The sequence below is a fragment of the Devosia sp. 1635 genome, assembly GCF_013185955.1.
Lineage (GTDB): Bacteria > Pseudomonadota > Alphaproteobacteria > Rhizobiales > Devosiaceae > Devosia.
The window spans coordinates 416034-436115 of the sequence record NZ_JABAOM010000005.1; the positions used below are offsets into that span (position 1 = coordinate 416034).

Annotated in this window: 19 protein-coding genes and 1 tRNA gene; 11 read left to right on the plus strand and 9 right to left on the minus strand. The window is 63.6% G+C overall.

Translation table 11 applies throughout. The features are described from left to right. The first annotated feature begins 95 nt into the window (after positions 1-95). Entirely contained in the window at positions 96-2474 is a 2379-nt protein-coding gene (locus HRU92_RS18230) for a Wzz/FepE/Etk N-terminal domain-containing protein (protein ID WP_172122474.1), read from the plus strand. Positions 2475-2501: 27 nt separating this feature from the next. Here the strand turns inward: HRU92_RS18230 and HRU92_RS18235 are convergent, their stop codons facing one another. Next, positions 2502-3461, minus strand: coding sequence for a nucleotidyltransferase family protein (locus HRU92_RS18235; protein ID WP_172122475.1), 960 nt, complete (start codon positions 3459-3461; stop codon positions 2502-2504). Between the two features lie 508 nt (positions 3462-3969). Here HRU92_RS18235 and HRU92_RS18245 point away from each other — a divergent pair. The 7 genes from HRU92_RS18245 to HRU92_RS18275 all read left to right on the plus strand — a co-directional run bounded on the left by HRU92_RS18245 (position 3970) and on the right by HRU92_RS18275 (position 10676). Next, positions 3970-4272 carry a PqqD family protein gene (locus tag HRU92_RS18245; protein WP_172122477.1) on the plus strand — a complete coding sequence of 101 codons (303 nt, stop codon included), beginning with the start codon at positions 3970-3972 and terminating at the stop codon, positions 4270-4272. Between the two features lie 16 nt (positions 4273-4288). Next, a complete protein-coding gene (locus tag HRU92_RS18250) occupies positions 4289-4705 on the plus strand; it encodes a lasso peptide biosynthesis B2 protein (protein WP_172122478.1) in 417 nt (138 codons plus the stop codon). Beyond that, entirely contained in the window at positions 4702-6570 is a 1869-nt protein-coding gene (locus HRU92_RS18255; RefSeq protein ID WP_172122479.1) for an asparagine synthase-related protein, read from the plus strand. The genes HRU92_RS18250 and HRU92_RS18255 overlap by 4 nt, the downstream gene beginning before the upstream one ends. Continuing rightward, a complete protein-coding gene (locus HRU92_RS18260) occupies positions 6567-7523 on the plus strand; it encodes a serine kinase (RefSeq protein WP_173088832.1) in 957 nt (318 codons plus the stop codon). The genes HRU92_RS18255 and HRU92_RS18260 overlap by 4 nt, the downstream gene beginning before the upstream one ends. Before the next feature lie 107 nt (positions 7524-7630). Further along, the gene (locus HRU92_RS18265) at positions 7631-8863 is read left to right on the plus strand and encodes a polysaccharide biosynthesis/export family protein (RefSeq protein ID WP_173088834.1); all 1233 of its coding nucleotides are present in this window, start codon (positions 7631-7633) and stop codon (positions 8861-8863) included. Then, positions 8860-9657 carry a family 16 glycosylhydrolase gene (locus tag HRU92_RS18270; protein WP_248307221.1) on the plus strand — a complete coding sequence of 266 codons (798 nt, stop codon included), beginning with the start codon at positions 8860-8862 and terminating at the stop codon, positions 9655-9657. The genes HRU92_RS18265 and HRU92_RS18270 overlap by 4 nt, the downstream gene beginning before the upstream one ends. Positions 9658-9668: 11 nt before the next feature. Continuing rightward, positions 9669-10676 (plus strand): glycosyltransferase family 2 protein, encoded by a 1008-nt coding sequence (locus HRU92_RS18275; protein WP_349236877.1) that lies wholly within the window; start codon positions 9669-9671, stop codon positions 10674-10676. On the opposite strand, the gene HRU92_RS18280 is transcribed toward HRU92_RS18275, so the two are convergent. From HRU92_RS18280 to HRU92_RS18305, 6 genes are all read right to left on the minus strand, one after another. Beyond that, positions 10664-11914 (minus strand): O-antigen ligase family protein, encoded by a 1251-nt coding sequence (locus tag HRU92_RS18280; RefSeq protein ID WP_173088836.1) that lies wholly within the window; start codon positions 11912-11914, stop codon positions 10664-10666. The two genes, HRU92_RS18275 and HRU92_RS18280, sit on opposite strands and share 13 nt — an antisense overlap. Beyond that, on the minus strand, positions 11911-12900 hold the full coding sequence (locus HRU92_RS18285) for a glycosyltransferase family 2 protein (RefSeq protein ID WP_173088838.1): 990 nt from the start codon (positions 12898-12900) through the stop codon (positions 11911-11913). The genes HRU92_RS18280 and HRU92_RS18285 overlap by 4 nt, the downstream gene beginning before the upstream one ends. A 37-nt stretch (positions 12901-12937) precedes the next feature. Further along, positions 12938-13603 carry a sugar transferase gene (locus HRU92_RS18290; protein WP_173088840.1) on the minus strand — a complete coding sequence of 222 codons (666 nt, stop codon included), beginning with the start codon at positions 13601-13603 and terminating at the stop codon, positions 12938-12940. A gap of 354 nt (positions 13604-13957) precedes the next feature. Next, positions 13958-14896: a glycosyltransferase family 2 protein gene (locus tag HRU92_RS18295; protein WP_173088842.1), complete on the minus strand. Its 939-nt coding sequence runs from the start codon at positions 14894-14896 to the stop codon at positions 13958-13960. Then, positions 14893-16047 (minus strand): glycosyl transferase family 1, encoded by a 1155-nt coding sequence (locus HRU92_RS18300; protein WP_173088844.1) that lies wholly within the window; start codon positions 16045-16047, stop codon positions 14893-14895. The genes HRU92_RS18295 and HRU92_RS18300 overlap by 4 nt, the downstream gene beginning before the upstream one ends. 128 nt (positions 16048-16175) lie before the next feature. Then, positions 16176-16361 (minus strand): DUF3606 domain-containing protein, encoded by a 186-nt coding sequence (locus tag HRU92_RS18305; RefSeq protein WP_173088845.1) that lies wholly within the window; start codon positions 16359-16361, stop codon positions 16176-16178. Positions 16362-16524: 163 nt separating this feature from the next. On the opposite strand from HRU92_RS18305, the gene HRU92_RS18310 reads away from it, so the two are divergent. Further along, positions 16525-17199, plus strand: coding sequence for a dienelactone hydrolase family protein (locus HRU92_RS18310; RefSeq protein ID WP_173088846.1), 675 nt, complete (start codon positions 16525-16527; stop codon positions 17197-17199). Then, on the plus strand, positions 17196-17699 hold the full coding sequence (locus HRU92_RS18315) for a hypothetical protein (protein ID WP_173088848.1): 504 nt from the start codon (positions 17196-17198) through the stop codon (positions 17697-17699). Before HRU92_RS18310 ends, HRU92_RS18315 begins: the two co-directional genes overlap by 4 nt. 50 nt (positions 17700-17749) lie before the next feature. Here the strand turns inward: HRU92_RS18315 and HRU92_RS18320 are convergent. Then, positions 17750-17824 (minus strand) — tRNA-Thr (locus HRU92_RS18320). 397 nt (positions 17825-18221) lie between these two features. Between HRU92_RS18320 and murA the strand changes: the two genes are divergently transcribed. Beyond that, complete coding sequence (gene murA, locus HRU92_RS18325; RefSeq protein ID WP_172122512.1) at positions 18222-19514, plus strand: UDP-N-acetylglucosamine 1-carboxyvinyltransferase; 1293 nt, start codon at positions 18222-18224, stop codon at positions 19512-19514. 49 nt (positions 19515-19563) lie between these two features. Here murA and HRU92_RS18330 read toward each other — a convergent pair whose 3' ends face one another. Next, positions 19564-20067: a hypothetical protein gene (locus tag HRU92_RS18330; RefSeq protein ID WP_172122513.1), complete on the minus strand. Its 504-nt coding sequence runs from the start codon at positions 20065-20067 to the stop codon at positions 19564-19566. Positions 20068-20082 lie beyond the last annotated feature (15 nt).

The following is a 20082-nucleotide window of genomic DNA, read 5'->3' on the forward strand; positions in this document are numbered from 1 at the left end:
CTAAGTAGTCTTCACAATTCTGCCGCCAAAGACCGCGTTCATCATTGGCGTTACAACAGTCCTGCTGAAGGTTGCAGATGCAGGAGCCGGCCATATTGAAGGACACCCAATCCAGCAGCCATTGGTCTGCCGGCTCCGCCCGCCACCGCAATCTCGAACTGGTCAATACCGTGCGGCGCCCTGAGCTCGACGATGAGCTCTCATCCGATATTCGCTTCATCGATATTGGCAAGATCTTGATGGCGCTCCGCCGTCAAATGCCGGTTGTGCTCGCCGCAGCACTGCTTGGCGCCTGCTTTGGCGTTGGTTACCTCATGCTCGCGCCGCGCAGCTATGTTTCGGTCAGCCAGATCATGATCGACCCCCGGGTGGGCGCCGTGATCAATGACGAAGAGAGCACATCCTCGCTGGCGGGTGGCGAGACTGACATCCTCAATCAACTTGAGGTCCTGCGATCCACCAGGCTTGCGGGCGAAGTCGCGCGTGGCGAAAACCTCGGTTCGGACCAGACCTTCCTCAACCCGCCGCCTTCATTTACCGGCCGCGTGCGCGGCATGATCGGCGATCTCGTCGGAATGCTGCTGAACCGGCCGCCAGTGGAGCCGGAGCGCCTGACTGAACTCCCCGACGACATGGTTGCCGGGCTGCTGCGCCGTAACGTTCTCGTGGAGCGGGTCGGCCGCAGCTATGTGATCAGCCTGGGCTATCGCTCGCCAGACCCGGAGCTTGCCCATCGGATTGCCTCTGCTTATGCGGACGCTTTCGTGCAGGACCAGCTCAACACCAATCTCGATGCATCACGGACCGCGGCGGACTGGCTGCAGCAACGCTTGACCGAGCTGAGCGTCAGCCAGCAAGAAGCCAGCCGTGCCGTCGAGGAGTTTCGTCGGAGCGCCGACCTTTCCCTTGCCGATAGCGACAATCTCGTCACCCAGCGCTCCGAAACGCTAACCCAACAACTGGTCTTGGCCCAAGCCAATACGGCGCAGATGCGGGCCCAGGCAGAGCAACTGCAAGTAACTCTGGCAGGTGGTCCTGAAGGGCTGGCCGGCCAGTCGCGAGTGCTATCCGACGGCAGCCTTGATGCTGGCAATGTCGCAGAGCTGCTCAGCCGCCAGAACACCATCACGGCCCGGATCGCCGAGATCACCAGCAATTTCGGACTCGATCATCCCCAGATCGCTGCCCTCGAGACTGAGCTCCGTTCCGTGAGGAATGAGATTTTCAATCGGCTGCGTGACAGGCTCGACTATTATCGTGACCAGGTCGCGGTTGCCGAACGACGCGAGGCGGAGCTGCGCAACAATCTGGCGGCGGAAAGCGCGCTGGCTTCGCAGTCCAACCAGGACCGCGTGCAGCTCAACGAATTGCAGCAACGCGCAGAAGCCCTCAATCTCCTGTATAATTCTTTCCTGTCCCGCTACGAAGAACTCCTGCAGCGCCAGTCATTTCCGATCCCGACGGCCCGCATCATCAGCCCTGCCGAAGTGCCATTGGCTGCCTCCAGTCCCAACCTGCTGTTCTCGCTGATCGGCGCGACCATGGGGGGCCTGTTCATCGGCGCGCTGCTCGCCTTTCTGCGCGAAATCCGAGACCGCTCCTTCCGCATCGGCGAACAAATCACCAGCGAACTCGGGCTACGGTTTGTTGGCTATCTGCCCTGTCTGCGTGGGCGGCGCAGCAAGGCAGGTGAGCGCCAGGCGGGCACCAGGTTCAGGGAGGCCTCTGTTTACCGCACCGCTCACCAATTGATCCTCCGCCAGAAGCCGTCCGCACCTACTTCCGCTTTTGCCGAAACTCTGCGTTCGGGCAAGCTGGCGCTGGATGCGGCAGCCCCGAACAGCAACGGTAATCAGGTCGTCGGCATCGTTTCGGCGCTCCCGGGCGAAGGCAAGACCACTGTCGCGATCGCCTTTGCCGAAATGCTCTCTGCCGGAGGCTCGCGGGTCGTGCTGCTGGATGCCGACCTTCGGCATCAGGGCGCGAGCAGGCTCCTCGCGCCAGGAGCACGTCCAGGCTTGCTCCAGATCGCTGAAGGCGCGGACTGGCGTAGTCTGACCTGCATCGAGGACGCAACTGGCCTGACAGTGCTTCCAGCAGGGGGCGTCGGTGCTAATGCCAAGAACCGGGATTTCTTGGGTTCAACCGCCATGCAGGAACTCATAAGTGAGCTACGGCGGGAGTTTGATTATGTGGTCATCGACCTGCCGCCCTTGGCGCCGGTGGTTGACGCCAACGTCGTCCTGCCCTGGACCGATGCCTTCCTGCTGGTGGTGCAGTGGGGTAAGACCCCGCGCCGACTGGTGCGTTCGTTGCTCGAGAAGGACCCGGTGCTGGCCGCCCATATTCAGGGCGCGCTGCTCAACAAGGTCAACTTTGCAGATCTACCCGGCTTCAGTGCGCCCGATGGGTCGGAACGGTATCTCAGCACCTTCAAGAACTATTACCGTGAGCCAGCGCGGGGTAAAGCGTAGGCCGCTTTGGCTAATGCTGCCAAAGCGTTAGTTCTGCTCCGGCAGGCGCCGACCTTCAAACAGGCGCAATGCCGCTTCCGATGCGAGGGCCCTGGCCACCTCCTTGGCGTATTGCGTCCGCTGACCGAGGCACAGCTCCCACAGCACGTCCCGGCGCATGGGCCAGACCAGCTCAGGGTCATCCGGGGTAAGGATCATGCGGGTCAGCGTCTCGTCGGAGATGTTCGCCAGGACGGGTGGTCCTCGGTCAAGTAGTTGATTATCAGTGCCAAAAAGCGCGGTTACGGCGCGTAGCGCTAGGAGCGCCGTGCCGCCGAGACCCTGGTCGGCGGCCGTGGCGAGGAACCGGTCTGGGGTGGTGAGATCGTCCTGCAACAGCACGAAAAGATCGCAGACATGGGCGGCGGTGGCTTCGCGGTTGTAAAGCCCCTTGGCGATGCTGATGGCTGAGATCAGAGGAATCTTGTGCCGAGAAAGGCAGGGGAGCTGCGTTCCTGAGAACTCGATTTGATCAAACATTTCAAGATATTGACCGGCGCGTCGAGGGGCGGGGGAGCCGGGTTGTTGGAGGCGGTAGTGCAGGTCGATGGTGGTGGGAAAGGCTCCGATCTTGACCAGATGCTCTTCGCCAAGGAACAGGCGCCACCAGAGCGAGGTAGAAGCTGATCTATAGTTTAATGCTGCCAATGACTTGACCGCGGCGCGATGATGGCGGCGGGGGAGCAGCACGTCGATATCCGCAACCGGGCGGGTGAAAAAGTCACCGTGAACCAAGCGCTGTTGCAGCGGTCCCTTCATGTAGATGAACGGAGTCTGAACGGCTTTGAGCGTGGCAAAAACTGCCAGGCTTTCGCGTAGCAGCGTCGAGTTGATCTGGAAGGTTCTGAACTTATAGGCGGCAACGGCGGCCTGCTCGCTCGGGCTCAATCGGTGGCGGAGCGGCTCGCTGATGTAAAGCAGGATCTTGTTGGCGATGGCGATGCGCAAGACTCCGCTGCAATCGCCGGCATAACCGGGCGCGGGACCATCTGGTGCGCCAGGGGCAAAGTGCTGGCGCAGCGCGTGGACCACGGTTTGTAGCTCGGCGCGAATTGGCGGGCCCCGCTGGATAGCTGACAGCAAGTAGATAACTGTTGTTTGCCCGCGAGAGAACTCGAATCAACGCCAATCTTCCATATACGTGTCTCTACCTAGTAGTTAATGACGCGTTGACTTGTTGTGACCCAAATGAGCAGGATCAGTTGTGTTGCAGCAAGCGCACAAAGTTCAACTGTTCTGGCTGGAGATTGACATGACGAAACTCACTTATACTGCGCCGCGGCTGGTCCGCCACGGGTCTGTAGAAGCCGTGACCAAGGGTGCATCTACGGGTAGCGCCCTGGACGCGACTTTTCCCACAGGCACCCCTTTTGGCGACCTTACCTTCTCGTAAACGCGTATTCGCTGCTGGGTCGTCGCATTCGGCAGCGAACATTCCTCTTGGCAGGAGCGGGGTTTGACCCAAGAGCTGAACCAGGCCACCAGCGGCACCCTGACCTTCCGTGCCGTTAACGGCGATGCTGTGCTGACCACGGCACTCGGCGACGGCCTTGCGCTGCTGGATCTGAGAGCCAACGAATATTTCACGCTCAACGGCGTGGGAGCGCTGCTGTGGCGCCGGTTGCAGGCGCCGCAAAGCAAGGCTGAACTGATCCAGGCGGTGCAGGCCGAATACGACGTCGATGCGGCGAGCTGTGCCGGGGATGTCGATCTGATGTTGGATGACCTGATTGCAGCCAAGCTTGTGGATGTTCGCTAGATCACTGCTGTTCCGATTGAGACGGTTGCGCGCCGCGGACTACCGTCTGCTGGCGGAGGCCATCATCCTGTTGCTCCAGGTTCGCCTTGGTCTCAGCTTTTCCTCGTTGCAACAGCTGCAGCACAAGTTTCTCGGCCCTGATCGGCAAGAGTCGGCGGCGAGGGCGGATGTGCCACGCATCGCCCGGGTCGTTCGCAACGCGGCGCGACTTGTTCCCGGAGCCAGTTGCCTGACCCAGGGGCTGTCCTACCAGATCCTGCTGCACCGGCGCGGCGTTCCTTCCGAACTCAAGATCGGCGTCCGGCACAACGAGCGGGGCGAATTTGCCGCCCATGCCTGGGTCAGCGTCGCCGGGCAGGTGCAGCTCGGGGGTTCGCGGCAGCAAGTCGCCGCTTTCGCCCCAATCGCACAATTCTGTGCTGGCAGAAAATGAGCGGCATTGCTGGCCTCCTGCTGGCCGAGCATAGCCGGGTGGCACGTCCCGAGTGGCTGGATCGCCAAAGCCGAGCCTTGCATATGCGCGGGCCCGACGGGCAGGGGAGTTGGAGCGGGGGCCGGGTTTATCTCAGGCACGCACATCGCCACAGCACGGGCTTTGTTGAAAGCAACTTCGCGGCGGCCGAGACGGGGATCGTCGGGCTTGCCGATATCCGGCTCGACAACCGGGCGGAACTTGCTGACCTGCTTGGCGCCGATGAGCGCAGCGCCAGCGATATTGCGCTGGTTAGCCTGGCTTATCGCCACTGGGGCCCCGATTGCTGCAGCCGCTTGCTCGGGGATTTCGCCTTCGCCCTTTGGGACAAGGGGTCACAGACCCTGTTCTGTGCGCGAGACCAATGGGGTGTGAAGCCGCTGTTTTACGCGCAAAGTGGCGGCGGGTTTTCCTTCGGTTCCGATCCTGGAGCCCTGATTTGCGACGACGACGGGGTCAACGAGCATCGCGTCGCCAGCTTCATTGCCGGTTTTGTGGATGATCCCGCCGCCACCGCCTTAAGCCAGGTCCGGCGCCTGCTGCCCGGCCATTGGCTGCAGCTCAAGGACGGCGAACTGGTGACGCGGCGCTATTGGAGAGCGCAGGCAGCTCCCGACGCAGGTCTTTCACCTCCTGAAGCCGTCCGCGACCTGTTGCAGCAAGCCGTCCGGGCTCGGCTGCGCGGCGCGCCGGCGATGGGGGCCATGTTGAGCGGCGGCCTCGATTCATCTTCGGTCGTGGCGACTGCGGCACGCCTGCGCCCGGGCGTGAGCCTGCGCACCCTGTCGTTCGACTATCCCGCCACGCCCGAGCTCAGCGAGCGCCGCTACGTCGATGCCGTGCTCGCCGCTTATCCGCTCCAGCCGAGTTTTGTTCCCTTCGACGATCTGGCGCCCTTGCAGGGGGTTTCCCAACTGGCGCTTCGTGATGCGGATCTGCTGTTTGCCCCAGGTTCGGGCAAGATGCTGCGCTTGTTCAAAACCGCAAAGGAACTGGGCGCCACCGTGCTGCTGGACGGCCATGGTGGCGACGAGGTGATCTCCCATGGCTATGGCCGGCTGGCGGAGCTGGCGCAGGCGGGTCGGTGGGGTGCACTCTATGGTGAGTTGCGTGGCGTTGCGGCGACGTTCAACGATAGTCCCAGTCGCGTGTTCCTGCGCTATTTTGCGGCTTATGGGCCGGGGCGCCGGCTGGCGGGGAGGGCGCAGAGGCTTTGGTCGGCATTGCGGCCGCCCGAGACCGGTGCCGTGGGGCCCACCGCCTTTGTCGCGGCCGACTTGGCGAAGCGCATCTGCCTTGCCGATCGCCATGCCGAGTGGCGGCAGGCGCTGCGGACCGCCCATGCGGATGAGGACAGCCTGCACCGCTGGAACGTGTCGTCCCCTGCGGTGGGGCAAAGTTTTGAGGCGCTGGATCGCGCCGCCGCGCTTGCCGGGGTGGAACTGCGCTTTCCCTTCTTTGACCGCCGCCTGGTGTGCTACGCGCTGAGCCTGCCACCGAGCGAAATCCTGCGCGATGGGTGGTCGCGCAGCGTGCTGCGCCGCGCCATGCAGGACATCCTGCCGCCGCAGGTGCAGTGGCGGCGTGACAAGACCGATTTCAGCTCCGAACTGCGGCTTGGCCTCGTCAAGCATCATGGAGGGGAGCTCGACGCGTTGGACGGCGACAGCTTCGGGGTCAGCCTGTTCCTGAACATGGACCAGGTGCGGTCGACTATTGCGCGCCTCCGTGCCGACCCGCTTCGGCTCGACGCTGGTGAGCTCTTCGGGCTGTGGCGCGCATTGTTCCTGTCGCTTTGGCTGCAGAGCCGGGCGGCTACCTCATGAGCGGATCTGCTCTCGAGCCGGGCTTTCGCTATCGCCTGTTTGGACTGACGGTGTTGTCCGAGATCGAGATGCCGCAGCTGCCCGCTGCGCCGGTCGGCAGGGTCGACCTCACGATCAGCCGGACCGCGATAGATCATCCGCGGCGTCGCGAGCCCGGTGCGGTGGCCGAGTTCGGGCCGGCAATGCAGTACCTCGCTTGGGAAACGGTCGGTGCGTTTCGCATCCGCAGGGCCGACCTGATCGAGGTCGATCCCAATGCGGGGGTAAGCGATGCCCTGGTGGCATTGCCGCTTTTGGGTTCGGTGATGGCAACGCTGCTGCATCGGCGCGGCCTGCTGGTTCTGCATGCCAGCGCCGCTACGCTCGGTGGGCACGGCATTGCCTTGCTGGGCGACAAGGGCGCCGGCAAGTCAACCACCGCCGCAGCCCTGGTCGCCGCCGGCTATACGCTGCTTTCCGATGATGTGGTGGCGCTGGCCTTTACCGGCGGCAACCGGATCGAAATCCTGCCAGCCTACGGCCAACTCAAGCTTTGGGATGAAGCCGTTGCAGGCCTGGCACCGCTACCCTTGCGTGAGGGGGGCCAGCTACACCCGGCGATTGCCAAGTCGCAATATGGCCTTGCGGCAGGTTTTTCCGCCGAAGCGGCGCCGCTTAGATGCCTTTATGTGCTCGGGCGCGGTGACGCGGCGGGGGTGACAATGGTGGAGCCCGGCGAAGGGCTGGCGGCGCTGCTGCGCTACGCTTACATGGCGCGCTTTGGCGAAGCAGGGTTTGGTCCCAGCATGGCGTCCTATTTCGGGCGCGCTGCCGCCCTCGCCGGCGCTGGCAAGGTGCGCATGCTGCAGGTTCCCGAGGGCGTGCAGCGCATCGGGCAAGCAATTGCCGCACTGGAGCATGATCTGGATCTTAGACCTGCGGGTGAGCTGCGCGCTAATATCGGTGCGATGTAAGTATAAGCCCGGTGCTGTGCTCCATCGGTGCTTCTGATAGGCCAGATTGGTGTTGCAACAATGAGGCGCGCAGCTGTGGCGACAAGGAAATTATTCCGGCGACGACCATGCCGCTGAACAGCCGCAGCTTTGCTCGAACGGCGCTGCTTGCCGCAATTTTGGCGCTGACGAGTTCGGTGCAGGCCAAGGCCGGCGATTATCGGCTTAGTGTCTCGGATCGCATTGCCATCAAGGTGGTGGAGTGGTTGCCCAGCGCCGGCGAATTCCGGGAATGGACCGCACTGGCCGGAGAAGCGTCGATCGGCCCCAACGGCTCGGTGCCAGTGCCGTTTCTGGGCGAGGCTGCGGCGGCGGGAAAGTCGCCGGCCGAACTGGGCGGGGAGATCAGCAAGGGGCTGCAGCAGGTTTTCGGGCTCAATATCGCGCCCGATGTCACCGTCGGGATCATCGCCTATGCCCCTGTCTTTGTGACCGGCGATGTGCAGGCGCCGGGGCAGTTTCCCTTCACCCCGGGGCTCAATGTCATCAAGGCGGTAAGCCTGGCAGGCGGCGAGCGCAATTCTACCGACGCCCTGCTGCGGGGTGAACGGGACCTGATCAGCGCCAGTGGCAGCGCGGAAGTGGCCCGCGGCAAGCTGCAGCGCCTGCTGGCGCGGCGCGCGCGCCTCACCGCCGAACTGGATGGGGAAAGCCAGGTGCCGGTCCCGTCCGAACTGAGCGCGGTGGCGGATGGGGCCGCCGTGGTGGCGGTAGAGCAGGCGATCCTACGCGCCAATGCCAGCCGGGCGCAGGCGCAGGCGGCATCGCTGCGCGAGCTGATCAACCTGCTCAATCGCGAGCTGACAACGCTGGCGCAAAAGCAGGCGACGGTGGAGCGGCAACTCGAGATTGCCCGCCGTGAGCTGGGCAATATCAAGTCACTGGCCAGCGATGGCCTTGCCGCCAATACGCGGGTGTCCGCCATTGAGCAGAATGTGGCGGAACTCGAAACCCGGCTGCTCGATATTGGCACCGCCATTCTGCGCGCCCAGCAAAGCATCAGCGATACCGACCGAAACCTTGCCGCGCTTGACAATGATCGCACGGCCGAGCTCACGGCTGAGCTGCAGCAGGTGGATGGGCAGATCGACGAGCTCAATGTGCAGCTTAATACCCAGCAAGCGCTGATCACGGACGCCATAATTTTGGGCGCCGCGCTGCAGGCCGAAGGGGATGAGCTGGTCGCCTATAGCTATTCCATTGTTCGGGCCGGCAGCGAAACCGCGGGCACCGAAACCAGTGAACTGCAGCCCGGCGACGTGATCCGGGTCACCCGCTCCATCAGGGTTGCGAGGCCATGACGCATCAATTCGGAGGTGGCACCATGCTTGCCCAAACGCTGATGGTGATGTTGCTGGCCTCCTGTTTTGCCCTGGGCGGCGTTCACGCCGAGGAGCGCGAGCTGGGCGGGAGCTTTTTCGATGATTTCGACAGGCTGGACCCTGAGCGCTGGTTCGCCTCCGATGGCTGGAGCAATGGCAATCACCAAAGCTGCGGCTGGTCCAAGAACGAGATCGCGGTAACCGGGGGCGTGCTGCAGGTGGGGTTTTCCCGCAATCCGGCCGCCAACCGGCTCTATCGCTGCGGGGAACTGCAAAGCCATGCCCGGTTCAGCTATGGCACATATGAAGCCCGGCTCAAGACCCCGCCGGAGGCGCCGGGGCTGAACGCGGCCTTTTTCAGCTATGGCGGCCCGCCCGTCGGCGAGGTGCATGACGAGATCGACTTCGAGATCCTGCTCAAGGACCCCGCGCGGGTGCAGGCCGGTGGCTATGTCGGTGGCAAGGGCGTGGAACTGGCCACCCCGCTGCTGCCGCAGCCAGCCGCAAAGGCGTTTATCGATTATGCCTTTGTCTGGGAGCCGGGGCGGGTGCGCTACTATGTCGATGGCGCACTGGTGCATGAATTAGGGGAGCCCGCACCGACCCCCGAGCATCAGCAAAAGCTTTATTTCAGCCTGTGGTCCACCGAAACGCTGAGCGACTGGATGGGCAAGTTCCAGGATCCGGGCGCACCCCTGACCATGGAAGTGGACTGGGTGGGCTATACGGCCCCTGGGGAGCGCTGCTTGTTCCCCCAATCGATCACCTGCTGAGGTGCTTGCCCGTGAGCGACAGCACGCCTGAGGCCAATGCGAGCCAGCGGGGCGGGGGCCTGGCCGGCGGCGTCTGCGTGATCATTGCGGCCAAGGATGCTGCCGCAACCATCGGGCGCGCGGTGCGCTCGGCGCTGGCAGAGCCGGAAGTGCGGCGCGTCGTCGTGGTGGATGATGGCTCACGCGATGCCACCAGTGAGCTTGCCAAGTGGGAAGGGACGGGGACGGATCGGGTTACGGTATTGCGGCTCGAGCAGAACCGGGGGCCGGCTTATGCCCGCAACCTCGCCATCCAGAGCAGCGACGAGCCATTCATTGCCATTCTTGATGCCGATGACGCCTTTTTGCCCGGCCGCTTCGAGCGCCTGGCGCAGTTCAAAGGGGCGTGGGATCTGCTGGCCGATGACATCGCCTTTGTGGCCGATCCTGATGTGATCCTGCCCGAACGTTCGATCGGGGAGCCGTTCTATCTAGGTCTGGCGGCGTTCGTGGCCGGCAATCTGGCGCGGGCGGGGGTGGACCGGGGAGAGTATGGGTTCCTCAAGCCTGTGCTGCGGCGCGAAACGCTGCTGCGCACCGGCTGCCTCTACAACCCCGCGTTGCGGCTGGGTGAAGATTATGACCTTTATGCTCGTTTGCTGGCCCGCGGCGCCCGCTTTGCGGTGGTGCGTTCTTGCGGGTATCGGGCGCTGGTGCGAGCCGATAGCTTGAGTGGGCGCCATCGCACCGTTGATCTGCAGCAATTGGTTGAGGTGGACGCGGCGCTGCTGCGCGATCCCAACCTGCCGCAAGCGGCCCGCAGCGCCCTGCTCGTGCATCTGCGCCAAACGCGGGCCAAGTTCGAGCTCCGCCGCTTTCTCGATACCCGGCGGCAGCAGGGCCTTGCGGCAGCCTGCCGCCAACTGGGGTTGAGCGGGCCCGCCTGGGCGGCGGTGGCCGGTGGCATTGTTCGCGACAAACTTGCGACCGGGCAACCGCCGCGTGAGCCGGTGAGGCAGGGGGTGCGTTACCTGCTGTAACGCAGAGGGCTGCGGCGGGGAATTTGAGACGCGGCGCGGATGGCGTAAACCAGGGCCAGCAGCACCACCACGGTTTGGAAGCTGAACTGGTAGAACACCTGCACCTCAACCATGGAGGTGCAAAGGATCATGGTCAGGTAACCGGCAAAGAACGCGTTGGCGGCAGAGGGCGCGCGCAGGCTCCAGCGCAGGGTGAGGATGAAGGCCGTTGCCAGCAGCATCACCTGGAGAGCGACGCCGACAATGCCGATCTCGACGGCATTGGACAGGTAGGTGTTGTGGAAATTGAAGCCACTGCGGCTGCCGATGCCGAACTGGGCCCACAAGGCTTCGGCAGGCGCAAAGCCATGCAGCCAGAAGGCCCGAAAACCCATGCCGAACCATGGCCGTTGGCTGATGAAATCGAGCGCAACAGCCCAAAGCTCGGTGCGGCCGGTCAGGGTGACGTCCTTGCCCGAACTCTCGAGCACGAGCTGCATGATCTCGTTCCAGTATGCGGCGATCAGCAGGGACATGGCGGCAGCGAGCATGAGGAGGGCGGCGGCAAGCACCACCCGGTGCGTCGGAGCGAACCAGCGCATGAGCTGCACGATCATGATCAAGGCCGCGCCCGGCAAAACCACGATGATGGCCCCGGCCGATTGGGCCAGCACGATCAACGGCAAAGCGAGCAGCAGCCCGGCAAGCCCGCTCCAGCGTTCCAGCGCTGAGCCGGCCCGGTCGCCCAGGGTGGCGAGGGACGCCAGGAGGAAGACGGACACCGCGGCGGCAAAGGCATTCTTGCTGCCAAAAATGCCGACCCAGGCGCCGATATCGGCGCGTACACGGCCAAACAACACGCTGGCGATCATGGTGAGGAACATCACGACAAAGATTGCACGCAAGGCAGAGCGCGGCGGCACCCGAACGGCAATGGTGATGGCAATGATGACCGTCAACCAAAGCTGGATGGCACCGCGAAAGGAGTCCGGGGGCGCTTCGGACCACAAGGTCGATGCCAGGCAATAAAGCGGCAGCAGCAGAATAAGCCAGAAGCGCAGGAGGCCCTGGATGTTGTGCTGCAGATTGCTGAGCACCAACACGGCGCCGCAGCCAAGGAACAGGAGGATGGCCCGGCTACCCAGCAGCGGATCGAGTTGCAGGGCGCCGAGGCAGATCGCGCTCAACGGGGCGGCGAGATTGAGGCGCATCTGCCAGCCAAGGCTGAAAGCGCGAGGGGAATGGACTGCGAGCGTCATGGCGACAACTCAACCGAATTGGACGAACGGTGTCCCCTTCGGGCGAGCCGTTCGCGCACAGAAACAGCCAGGCGGCGGATGAGAGCGGGTTGGCGCAGCACCGCACTGGCGGCGGGGGCGAACCGGCGCTGCTTGAGTGCCTCGACCAAGTGTTCATAGGCCAGTTGCTCGCTTAAGATCTGCCGACGGTGCACAAAGGCGGCCCGGATACCGGGAGATGTTGCAGCGTAAACTCGCGCAAGGTCATCATGGCTCTGCAGCATGGCGCGCGCAGTATCGATCGACAGCCGATGGGAGAGGGACGCGCTATGCCGCCGGTAATGATAAAAGCTCTGCGGCGTAACGCAAAGCCTTGCACCCTCCAGCACTAGGCGCAGCAGCAGTTCGTAGTCCTCCCCAATGCGCAGCTGTTCGTTGTAGCGCGCGGTTTTGGCGAACTGGCGCCGTATCATCGGTTTGAGATAGCCGAACTGGACGCTGGCTCCGCGCGCCGCCGCGCGTTCCGTGATCAGCATTTCGGGGGTGATGGTGGTTGGTTCCGACAGTTCCAGGCCGCCGAGCAAGCGGTGATGCGGCGCTGCTCCCTCCATAAAGAAAGCAAGGTCGTCGGCGACAATGTCGGCCTGAAAGGCACGGGCCAAGTGCAGCAATTGCGCCAGTCGGTCGGGCTCGATCAGGTCATCGGCATCCACAACGGCAACCCATTCGCCCTGCGCTGCGTCGAGACCCGCATTGCGCGCGGCTGCCGGCCCGCAATTCTGTGGCAGGGCAAGCAGCCTCAGGCGAGCATCGCTCGCGGCAAGGGAGCGGATGATCTCTACGCTGTTGTCACGCGAGGCATCATCCACCACGATTAGTTCCAGCTTGTCATGACTCTGGCGGAGCACCGATTGGATCGCAGTGGCCAGAAAGGGTGCGCCGCAGTGATTGGCCATGACGACGCTGACCAGCGGCTCACACCCCGATTGCACAAGGTGCCCGGTCACCGGAGGTCCCGCTCGCTGGGCCGGAGGCCCCCGAAATTCACCGGCTGCCCTTGCGCACCAGCACGACAACCAGCGTGCGCAGCAAAATGCTGAGATCGTTGGGCATCGACCAGGTGTGGACATAGTGCTCGTCGAGCGCCACCCGGCTGTTATAGTCCAGATCGCTACGGCCGCTGACCTGCCAAAGCCCGGTGATCCCCGGCCTGGCGCTCCAATAGGCCGAGATCGCGTCGGCATAACGGGGCACTTCGGCCTGAACGATCGGCCGCGGCCCGACAAGGCTCATCTCGCCCTTGAGCACATTGATCAGTTGCGGCAGCTCATCGAGGCTGGTGATCCGCAGGAATTGACCGAGCGGCGTGATGCGGGGGTCACCGCAAAGCTTTTGGCTGGCGTTCCATTCGGCTCGGGCCCCCGGCGAGGCCTCCAGATGGCGGGCAAGCACCTCGGACGAGTTGACCACCATGGAGCGGAATTTGAGGCAGCGGAAGCGCCGCCCCTTATAGCCGATCCGCTCATGGGCGAACAACACCGGACCAGGATCCCAGGTGGCGATCATCATTGCAATGATGAGCATGGCCGGCAGCGCCAGGAACAGCAGGATGGCAGCGGCGCCTATATCGAAACTGCGCTTCAGCCTGCCCCCGCGCGGCAGTTCCGAGAACGACGGAATTCGGGAAACATCAGAATTGACCAGCGACATTCGTGCCTTGCCTCAACCATACCGACGCGACCCCAGTCCGGATTGCTTCCGTGGCGTGCTCCACCGGCGGCCCATCTCGCCCAAGGCGGAATGAACGCGCTGTTGGCACCAGGCAGAAAGTAATCCTCGAAGACAGGGTGATATGCGTCCCAAGCCGCGAGTTAACAAAACATGAATGAGGAAGATAAACAATGCCCAGAACGCATACGGTCTATGCGTAATTCTGGTCAACCAAGTTCATTACGTTGTTTTCTGAGCATGAATAGTACAACTACTTACAGTATTGGTGGAGTTGCGGATACTTTAACTGAGTAAAGGCGAGCGGGTGAGAAGAGGGTCTCGCATTGGCCTTCTTCAGGCGCCGTAGTGCCGGGCCTGTCTGGTGCCGAAAAGGCCTCCCACAACGCCGAGATGCAGCACGCCCCGAAGCAGGTTCTTGCGCCAAGCTATGGGCGACCACGCTGTTGCGAGGGTCAGTCCCAAGCACAACGCCGCCTTGGCGCTGGCGAGCGCTACCGCTCGCGGCCGGTTCTCGCCGGTTGCGAGCAGCCGCGCTCCATAGGTCTGCCCGGAGCGAAAGCGGCGCCGGACGAGCCAGCCGAGGCCGGTGCGGCTTGCCGGAACGGGCTCATAAACCCAAGCCTCGGGCGCAAAGGCAATGTGGCCGCCCGCGTCGGTGAGGCGGTAAAAGAACTCGGTATCCTCGCCACCCGTTTGCCCCAAGCCCAGGTCAAAGCGCATCGACTTGACCTCAGCGGTGCAGCGCAGCAGGACGTTGCAAGTATAGCCGGTGCGGATCCCGCCCCCGGTTTGAACCGGCAGGGTGGAATGAAAATCACCCACGCGCTGCCAGGCGGGCACCGAAGGCTCGTAAAACGCGCGCACCGGGCCTAGCACCACATCGGCCTGGGTCTGCCGGGCAGTGTTCAGAAGCGCTTTCAACCAGCTCGGCGAGACCAGTTCATCATCATCCACAAAGGCGACGAAATCGGCATCGGCGTGCTCGAGGCAGGCATTGCGCGCCAGCGAGATATTGGCCGAGGGGACATGAAGGTAGAGCAGGGAAAAGGGAAAATCGGCGCGCTGCGCCTCCACCAGGGACGCTGCCGTTGCGACCGCATCATTGTCGGCGACCAGCACGCGGATCTGGGCGCCGGTAGCATCGATCGCGGCGATCGAACCCAGTGTTAGGGCAAGGTGCGGTCGCCGGAAGGTGCAAACACAAATATCGACACTTGTTGAAGCAGCCGGCGGGCTGTCGACAGGGGGGACTTGTGCAACAGCCTCGGTCACGCCAACGCCCCCGCCGCCTGCGTGTCGGCGCTGCCAAGGCTCGCTAGCCTCGCTACCAGCGCGCGGCAGTCTTCGGCTCCATGGGCGAACTGGGTGGGCTCCGCCTGCGCAACAGCAGCCGCCAGCCTCTCCATCCGCTCGGGCGTCAGTTGGGCCACCATATTGTCGAGGGTGGCGGCTGCAATATCGGGCACAACGACGCCGAGGCCGTGGCGCTGGAGATAACCGGCCGTTTCCGTGCCGGCCACGGCAATGGGAATGGCGCCAAACAGGCAGCCTTCATAAAGCCGGTTGGGCAGCAGCCAGGCCGAGTTCTGGCCTTCCTCGAAAAAATCGATGGCCCAGCTTGCATCCACCTCGGCATAAATCTGGGGCAGCTCGGCAGCACTGTAGGGCCCGAGAAAGCGCAGATGGGGGTGCCCGGCAATCTGCGCGAAAAAATCGCGAAATTCGCTCAGCGCGGGCCGGCCGCGAAGCACGACCTCCACCCTGCCGTCCCAGCGATCGCTTAGGGCGGCGAGCGCATCCAGCGAGCGCTGGCAGCGTAGCGCCCCGAACCAGCCGATCCTGATCACCCCATTTGGGCACATTGTGCGCGGGGAAGGGGGGATGGCGCCCTGGGTCAGCAGCACCTTGTTTTCGAGGAGCAGGGTGGGAAGGCTGCTCTGCGCATCAAAATAATGGCGCAGAAAGCCGGGAGAACTCGTGATCAGCAGCGCTGCAGTTCTTGACCAGTGCCGCTCCGCTGCGCGCAAGCTGCGCCCGAGCCAATCCTGGCGCAGCAGCAAACGATGGATGTCGAGGCATTCATAAACCAGCTGGGGCTGCCGGGCCCATCGGTTTTGCAGCCGCCGCGCCAGGGGCAGCATTTCGAGATTGCGGGCAATGATCAGGTCCGGCCTGGGCCAGTTCGCCAAGCGGCCGGTCATGCGCAGCACGCCGCGGACGACGGCTGCGATGCGTTGCGTAAACCGGGCGTCGAAAGTGTGCCCGAGGCAAACGCAATGCTGCACATGGAGCTCGGGCACTACCGCGCCGCCGCGCAGAAAGCCGGCAACGGAAACCGTTGCGCCGCCCGCGCGCAACATGGCAATGCGGCGTGCCACCGCCGGATCGGCCAGGTTGGGAACGAGATAAACGATGCTCGGCATGGCGCGGTCTCCCGCAGCAGCACTATTGCAGGCAGCGCTCCGCACAAGCGTTCAAACGCTTAGGGAGTGCTCCGAATAGTGGCGCGGGAGGTCGGGTCCTTGCCCGCGGCGCGGCCCTTCTGGCCGGGCTAGTTGCCGTGTTCGAGCTTCTGCTCGACCTTTTTGCGGCTATTGCCGACTTCCTGGACGGCTTCCTTCACTTCCTCCTGGGATACGCCTTCCTTGCGGGCTTCATAACGAACCTCATGCTCCTGCCCGCCAGCAACGCGTGCCCGGTCCTGGGCGCGCCCACGCGCGGTGTGTTGGTTTGACATTGCAGCCTCCTTGCTCCGTTAACCCTCTTAACGCGAGGGGTGGCCCCATGTTTCCACGCCAGCAACGAAGGGCTCCAATCGCCGGCTCACGCGTTGAGTGCAACAACGCCGCCGGCTGCATCGGGCTGACATTGCGCCATGGGCGAGGCAAGGGAGTGATATTGTGGGCCAAACCATTGAACTGACGGCGAGCGACGGCGCCCGCATTGCGGGTTACCGCGCTGATCCCGAAGGGCCGGCCAAAGGCGGCATCGTGGTGATCCAGGAGATTTTTGGCCTCAACCATCATATCCGCGCCGTGTGCGACCGCTTTGCGGCGCAGGGATACCTTGCCGTGGCACCGGCCATGCAGGATCGCTGGGCCCCCGGCTTCGAGGTCAACGATTACGGCCCCGAGCAATTCGCCAAGTCGCGGGCCTTCTTTGGCAGCTTCCGCCCGGAGCAGGGTCTTGCCGATGTGGCCGCCGCCGTTGAGGTGGCAAAGGAAGCCGGCAAGGTCGGCATCACCGGCTATTGCTTTGGCGGCATGGTGACCTGGCGCGCCGCGCATGCGGGGCTCAGGCTTGCCGCGGCCTCGGGTTTTTATGGCGGCGGCATCCCCAATTACATTGATCTGGCGCCCACCATCCCCATCGAAATGCATTTTGGCGACCGCGACACCGGCATCCCTCTCGAGCAAATCGAGCAGTTGCGCGCGCGCTATCCGCAGGTGCCGGTATATTTGTATCCAGCGGGGCACGGCTTTTTCAACGATGAGCGGCAGTCCAGCTATGACGCGGCCAGCGCCGCAACGGCGTGGCAGCGGACGCTGGACTTTTTCGCGCAGCATCTGCAGTGAGCAACGGGGAAGCCATACCCGCGCCCGGTGGAGCGCGGGAGCAGCTCGCCGCCCACTGGCACCTGCTGCAGCGCGACTTTGCCGCAAGCCAATGCGCACGTCTGTCGCTGCGCAAGGCCTGGCTCGTCGCGGTGCTGCTCGATCATGTGCCCGACCGGATCTGGGACGCCTGCATCGAGGCGGGCGCGCCATTGCCGCATGGCGCCCCCGATTTTCCCTCTTATCGCGCCTGGCTGCGCTCCAGCGCGCCGGCCTTGGCCGATATTTTCGCTCTGGTGGCGCTACAGCCGGACGGCCCACGCCTCGAACTGCTCCCGGTCGCCGTGCCGGCCGAAGCGGTCGAGGCGCTCCCTGTCGAGGACTTCATGATCAGCCTTTACAACGACAATCACATCCAGCAGCTGATGCTCACGACGGCCGCCGGTGCCATCCCGGCCCATGACCGGCTCGCAGCCGCCATGGAAAGCCTGGGCAAGGAACTGGACTTGGTCCGCCCCTGATTCGGGAGCGGCACGAGCCAGGGCGAAGATCTGTTATGTAGGGAAGAAACTGGTGCTGCCGGACAGGATTGAACTGTCGGCCTCCCCCTTACCAAGGGGGTGCTCTACCACTGAGCTACGGCAGCATTGGGTGGTTGCGGGGCAGTGCCCGGCGACCGCGGCTCTACTGCCATAGGCCTTGGCTCGACGCAAGGCTAAAAAGCTTTTATAGGCAAGCTTCACTCGTGTTGATCACCATGACCAAATCCACCCAAGCCCTCCAACGTGAGCAAAGATTGGCCGCAAAGCTGCGTGAAAATCTCAAGCGCCGCAAAGGTCAGGCCAAGGCTCGGGCCGATGCGGACACGCAGGCGCCCCCTTCTGCGCCGGCAACACCGCCGGTCAAGGATCCGTAAACCATTTTCAGGCGAACTATCTTGCCTGTTTCCACCGGTGCCGGCCCACAGGCTCTCGCTTCGAGGCCCGGGCAGGCACCACGCTCGCTTCCCGGGGTTTGCACCCCACACCCAGGATTTCTCCCAAATGGATCGCATTCGTCTGGTCGGCGGCAATGAACTGCGGGGCGAAATCCCCATCTCGGGCGCGAAAAACGCCGCCTTGCCGCTGATGATCGCCTCGCTGCTGACCGATGAGCCGCTGGTGCTGCAAAATGTGCCGCGCCTTGCCGACGTCAAGCAGCTCGAGCGTATTCTCGAGAATCACGGCGTCGATATTGCCGTGCATGGCCGCCGCCGCGGCGAGGAAGACGCTGTTGGCCAGCGCATGACGTTCCTCGCGGCAGATATCGTCGACACCACGGCCCCCTACGACCTCGTCAGCAAGATGCGCGCCAGCTTCTGGGTGATCGGCCCCTTGCTGGCTCGCTGCCACGAAGCGCGGGTTTCACTGCCCGGCGGCTGCGCGATCGGCACGCGCCCGGTGGATTTGTTCCTGTTCGGGCTCAAGCAGCTTGGCGCCAGCATCGATATCGACGACGGCTATGTGGTCGCCCGCGCCCCCAAGGGTGGCCTACGCGGTGCGCATATCGTTTTTCCCAAGGTTTCGGTTGGCGCCACCCACACCATCCTGATGGCAGCCACACTCGCCAAGGGCACGACGGTGATCGAAAATGCCGCCCAGGAACCCGAGATCACCAATGTCGCCGAGTGCCTCGTCGCCATGGGCGCTGACATCACCGGCATCGGCACCCGTACGCTGACCGTGGTCGGCGTCGACAAGCTCCATGGCGCCACCGTGGATGTGATTCCCGACCGCATCGAAACCGGCACCTTTGCCATGGCCGCCGCAATGACGGGCGGCGATGTGCTGCTGCGCGGCGCGCGCGCCGAGCACCTGCAGTCAGCCTTGGGCATTCTGGGCCAGACCGGCTCGGAAATCATCATCGAGGACAAGGGCATTCGCGTGCGCCGCAACGGCAACGGCATTCAGCCCGTGGATGTGGAAACCGATCCTTTCCCGGGTTTTCCGACCGATCTGCAGGCCCAGTTCATGGCGCTGATGACCATGTCCACCGGCGTATCCAAGATCCGCGAAACCATCTTTGAAAATCGCTACATGCATGTGGCCGAGCTCGCCCGCTTTGGCGCCGATATCCATGTTGATGGGCAGGTGGCGACCATCACCGGCAAATCCCAGCTCAAGGGTGCCCAGGTCATGGCGACCGATCTGCGCGCTTCGGTGTCGCTGGTGATTGCCGGGCTCGCTGCGCGCGGGGAAACGGTGGTGAACCGCATTTACCATCTGGACCGGGGTTTCGAACGCCTCGAAGACAAGCTCAGCCGCTGCGGCGCCGAGATCGAGCGCATCGCAGGCTAATGACGAGGGCCGGTTCTGTGTGAACCGGCCCCATTTCTTGGCAAGTGCCTCAGCGGCAGGAGGCCACATCCACCAGGGCGTCCCGCTCGCGCGGGCCAACAACGCTCACGAGCTCGATCCGGAATGGCTTGCCAGATAGGGCAATCGCCGTGGCGCGGTGATTGCCGTCGAGGATGAAGTGCTCGCTTGGCGCGAACCGGTAGGTCGGCAGTTCAAGCTGGAGTGGCCCCGGGCTGCTTGCCCACTGCGCCACGAAATACTCGACGCTCGCCCGGTGTTCGGCCGGTATGCGGGCGAAGTTCTCCACCACATCGCCCATCCGCATCTGCTGCGAGGCGAGCCAGTGCAGGAAATGCGGCATGATCCGCCCGAGGCTCTTGCGGAAAAATGTATGAAAGCCGAGCAGTTCCTGGCGATTGGTCAAAGTCCGACGCTCAATGGGCCAGCGTTCGGCGGCGAATCGCTCCCAGTTCAGCCCAACCGTGATGTCGGGAAACTGCTCCCGGTAATCTGCGGCGGTCAGCTCGGGAGGGCGGAGCAGTGTTTGAGTCATAGTCGATTTGTATTT

Coding starts and splice junctions, on each gene's coding strand:
- HRU92_RS18255 (WP_172122479.1), top strand. CDS start 4,702: ATGAGCGGCATTGCTGGCCTCCTGCTGGCCGAGCATAGCCGGGTGGCA.
- HRU92_RS18260 (WP_173088832.1), top strand. CDS start 6,567: ATGAGCGGATCTGCTCTCGAGCCGGGCTTTCGCTATCGCCTGTTTGGA.
- HRU92_RS18265 (WP_173088834.1), top strand. CDS start 7,631: ATGCCGCTGAACAGCCGCAGCTTTGCTCGAACGGCGCTGCTTGCCGCA.
- HRU92_RS18270 (WP_248307221.1), top strand. CDS start 8,860: ATGACGCATCAATTCGGAGGTGGCACCATGCTTGCCCAAACGCTGATG.
- HRU92_RS18280 (WP_173088836.1), bottom strand. CDS start 11,914: ATGACGCTCGCAGTCCATTCCCCTCGCGCTTTCAGCCTTGGCTGGCAG.
- HRU92_RS18290 (WP_173088840.1), bottom strand. CDS start 13,603: ATGTCGCTGGTCAATTCTGATGTTTCCCGAATTCCGTCGTTCTCGGAA.
- HRU92_RS18300 (WP_173088844.1), bottom strand. CDS start 16,047: ATGCCGAGCATCGTTTATCTCGTTCCCAACCTGGCCGATCCGGCGGTG.
- HRU92_RS18305 (WP_173088845.1), bottom strand. CDS start 16,361: ATGTCAAACCAACACACCGCGCGTGGGCGCGCCCAGGACCGGGCACGC.
- murA (WP_172122512.1), top strand. CDS start 18,222: ATGGATCGCATTCGTCTGGTCGGCGGCAATGAACTGCGGGGCGAAATC.
- HRU92_RS18330 (WP_172122513.1), bottom strand. CDS start 20,067: ATGACTCAAACACTGCTCCGCCCTCCCGAGCTGACCGCCGCAGATTAC.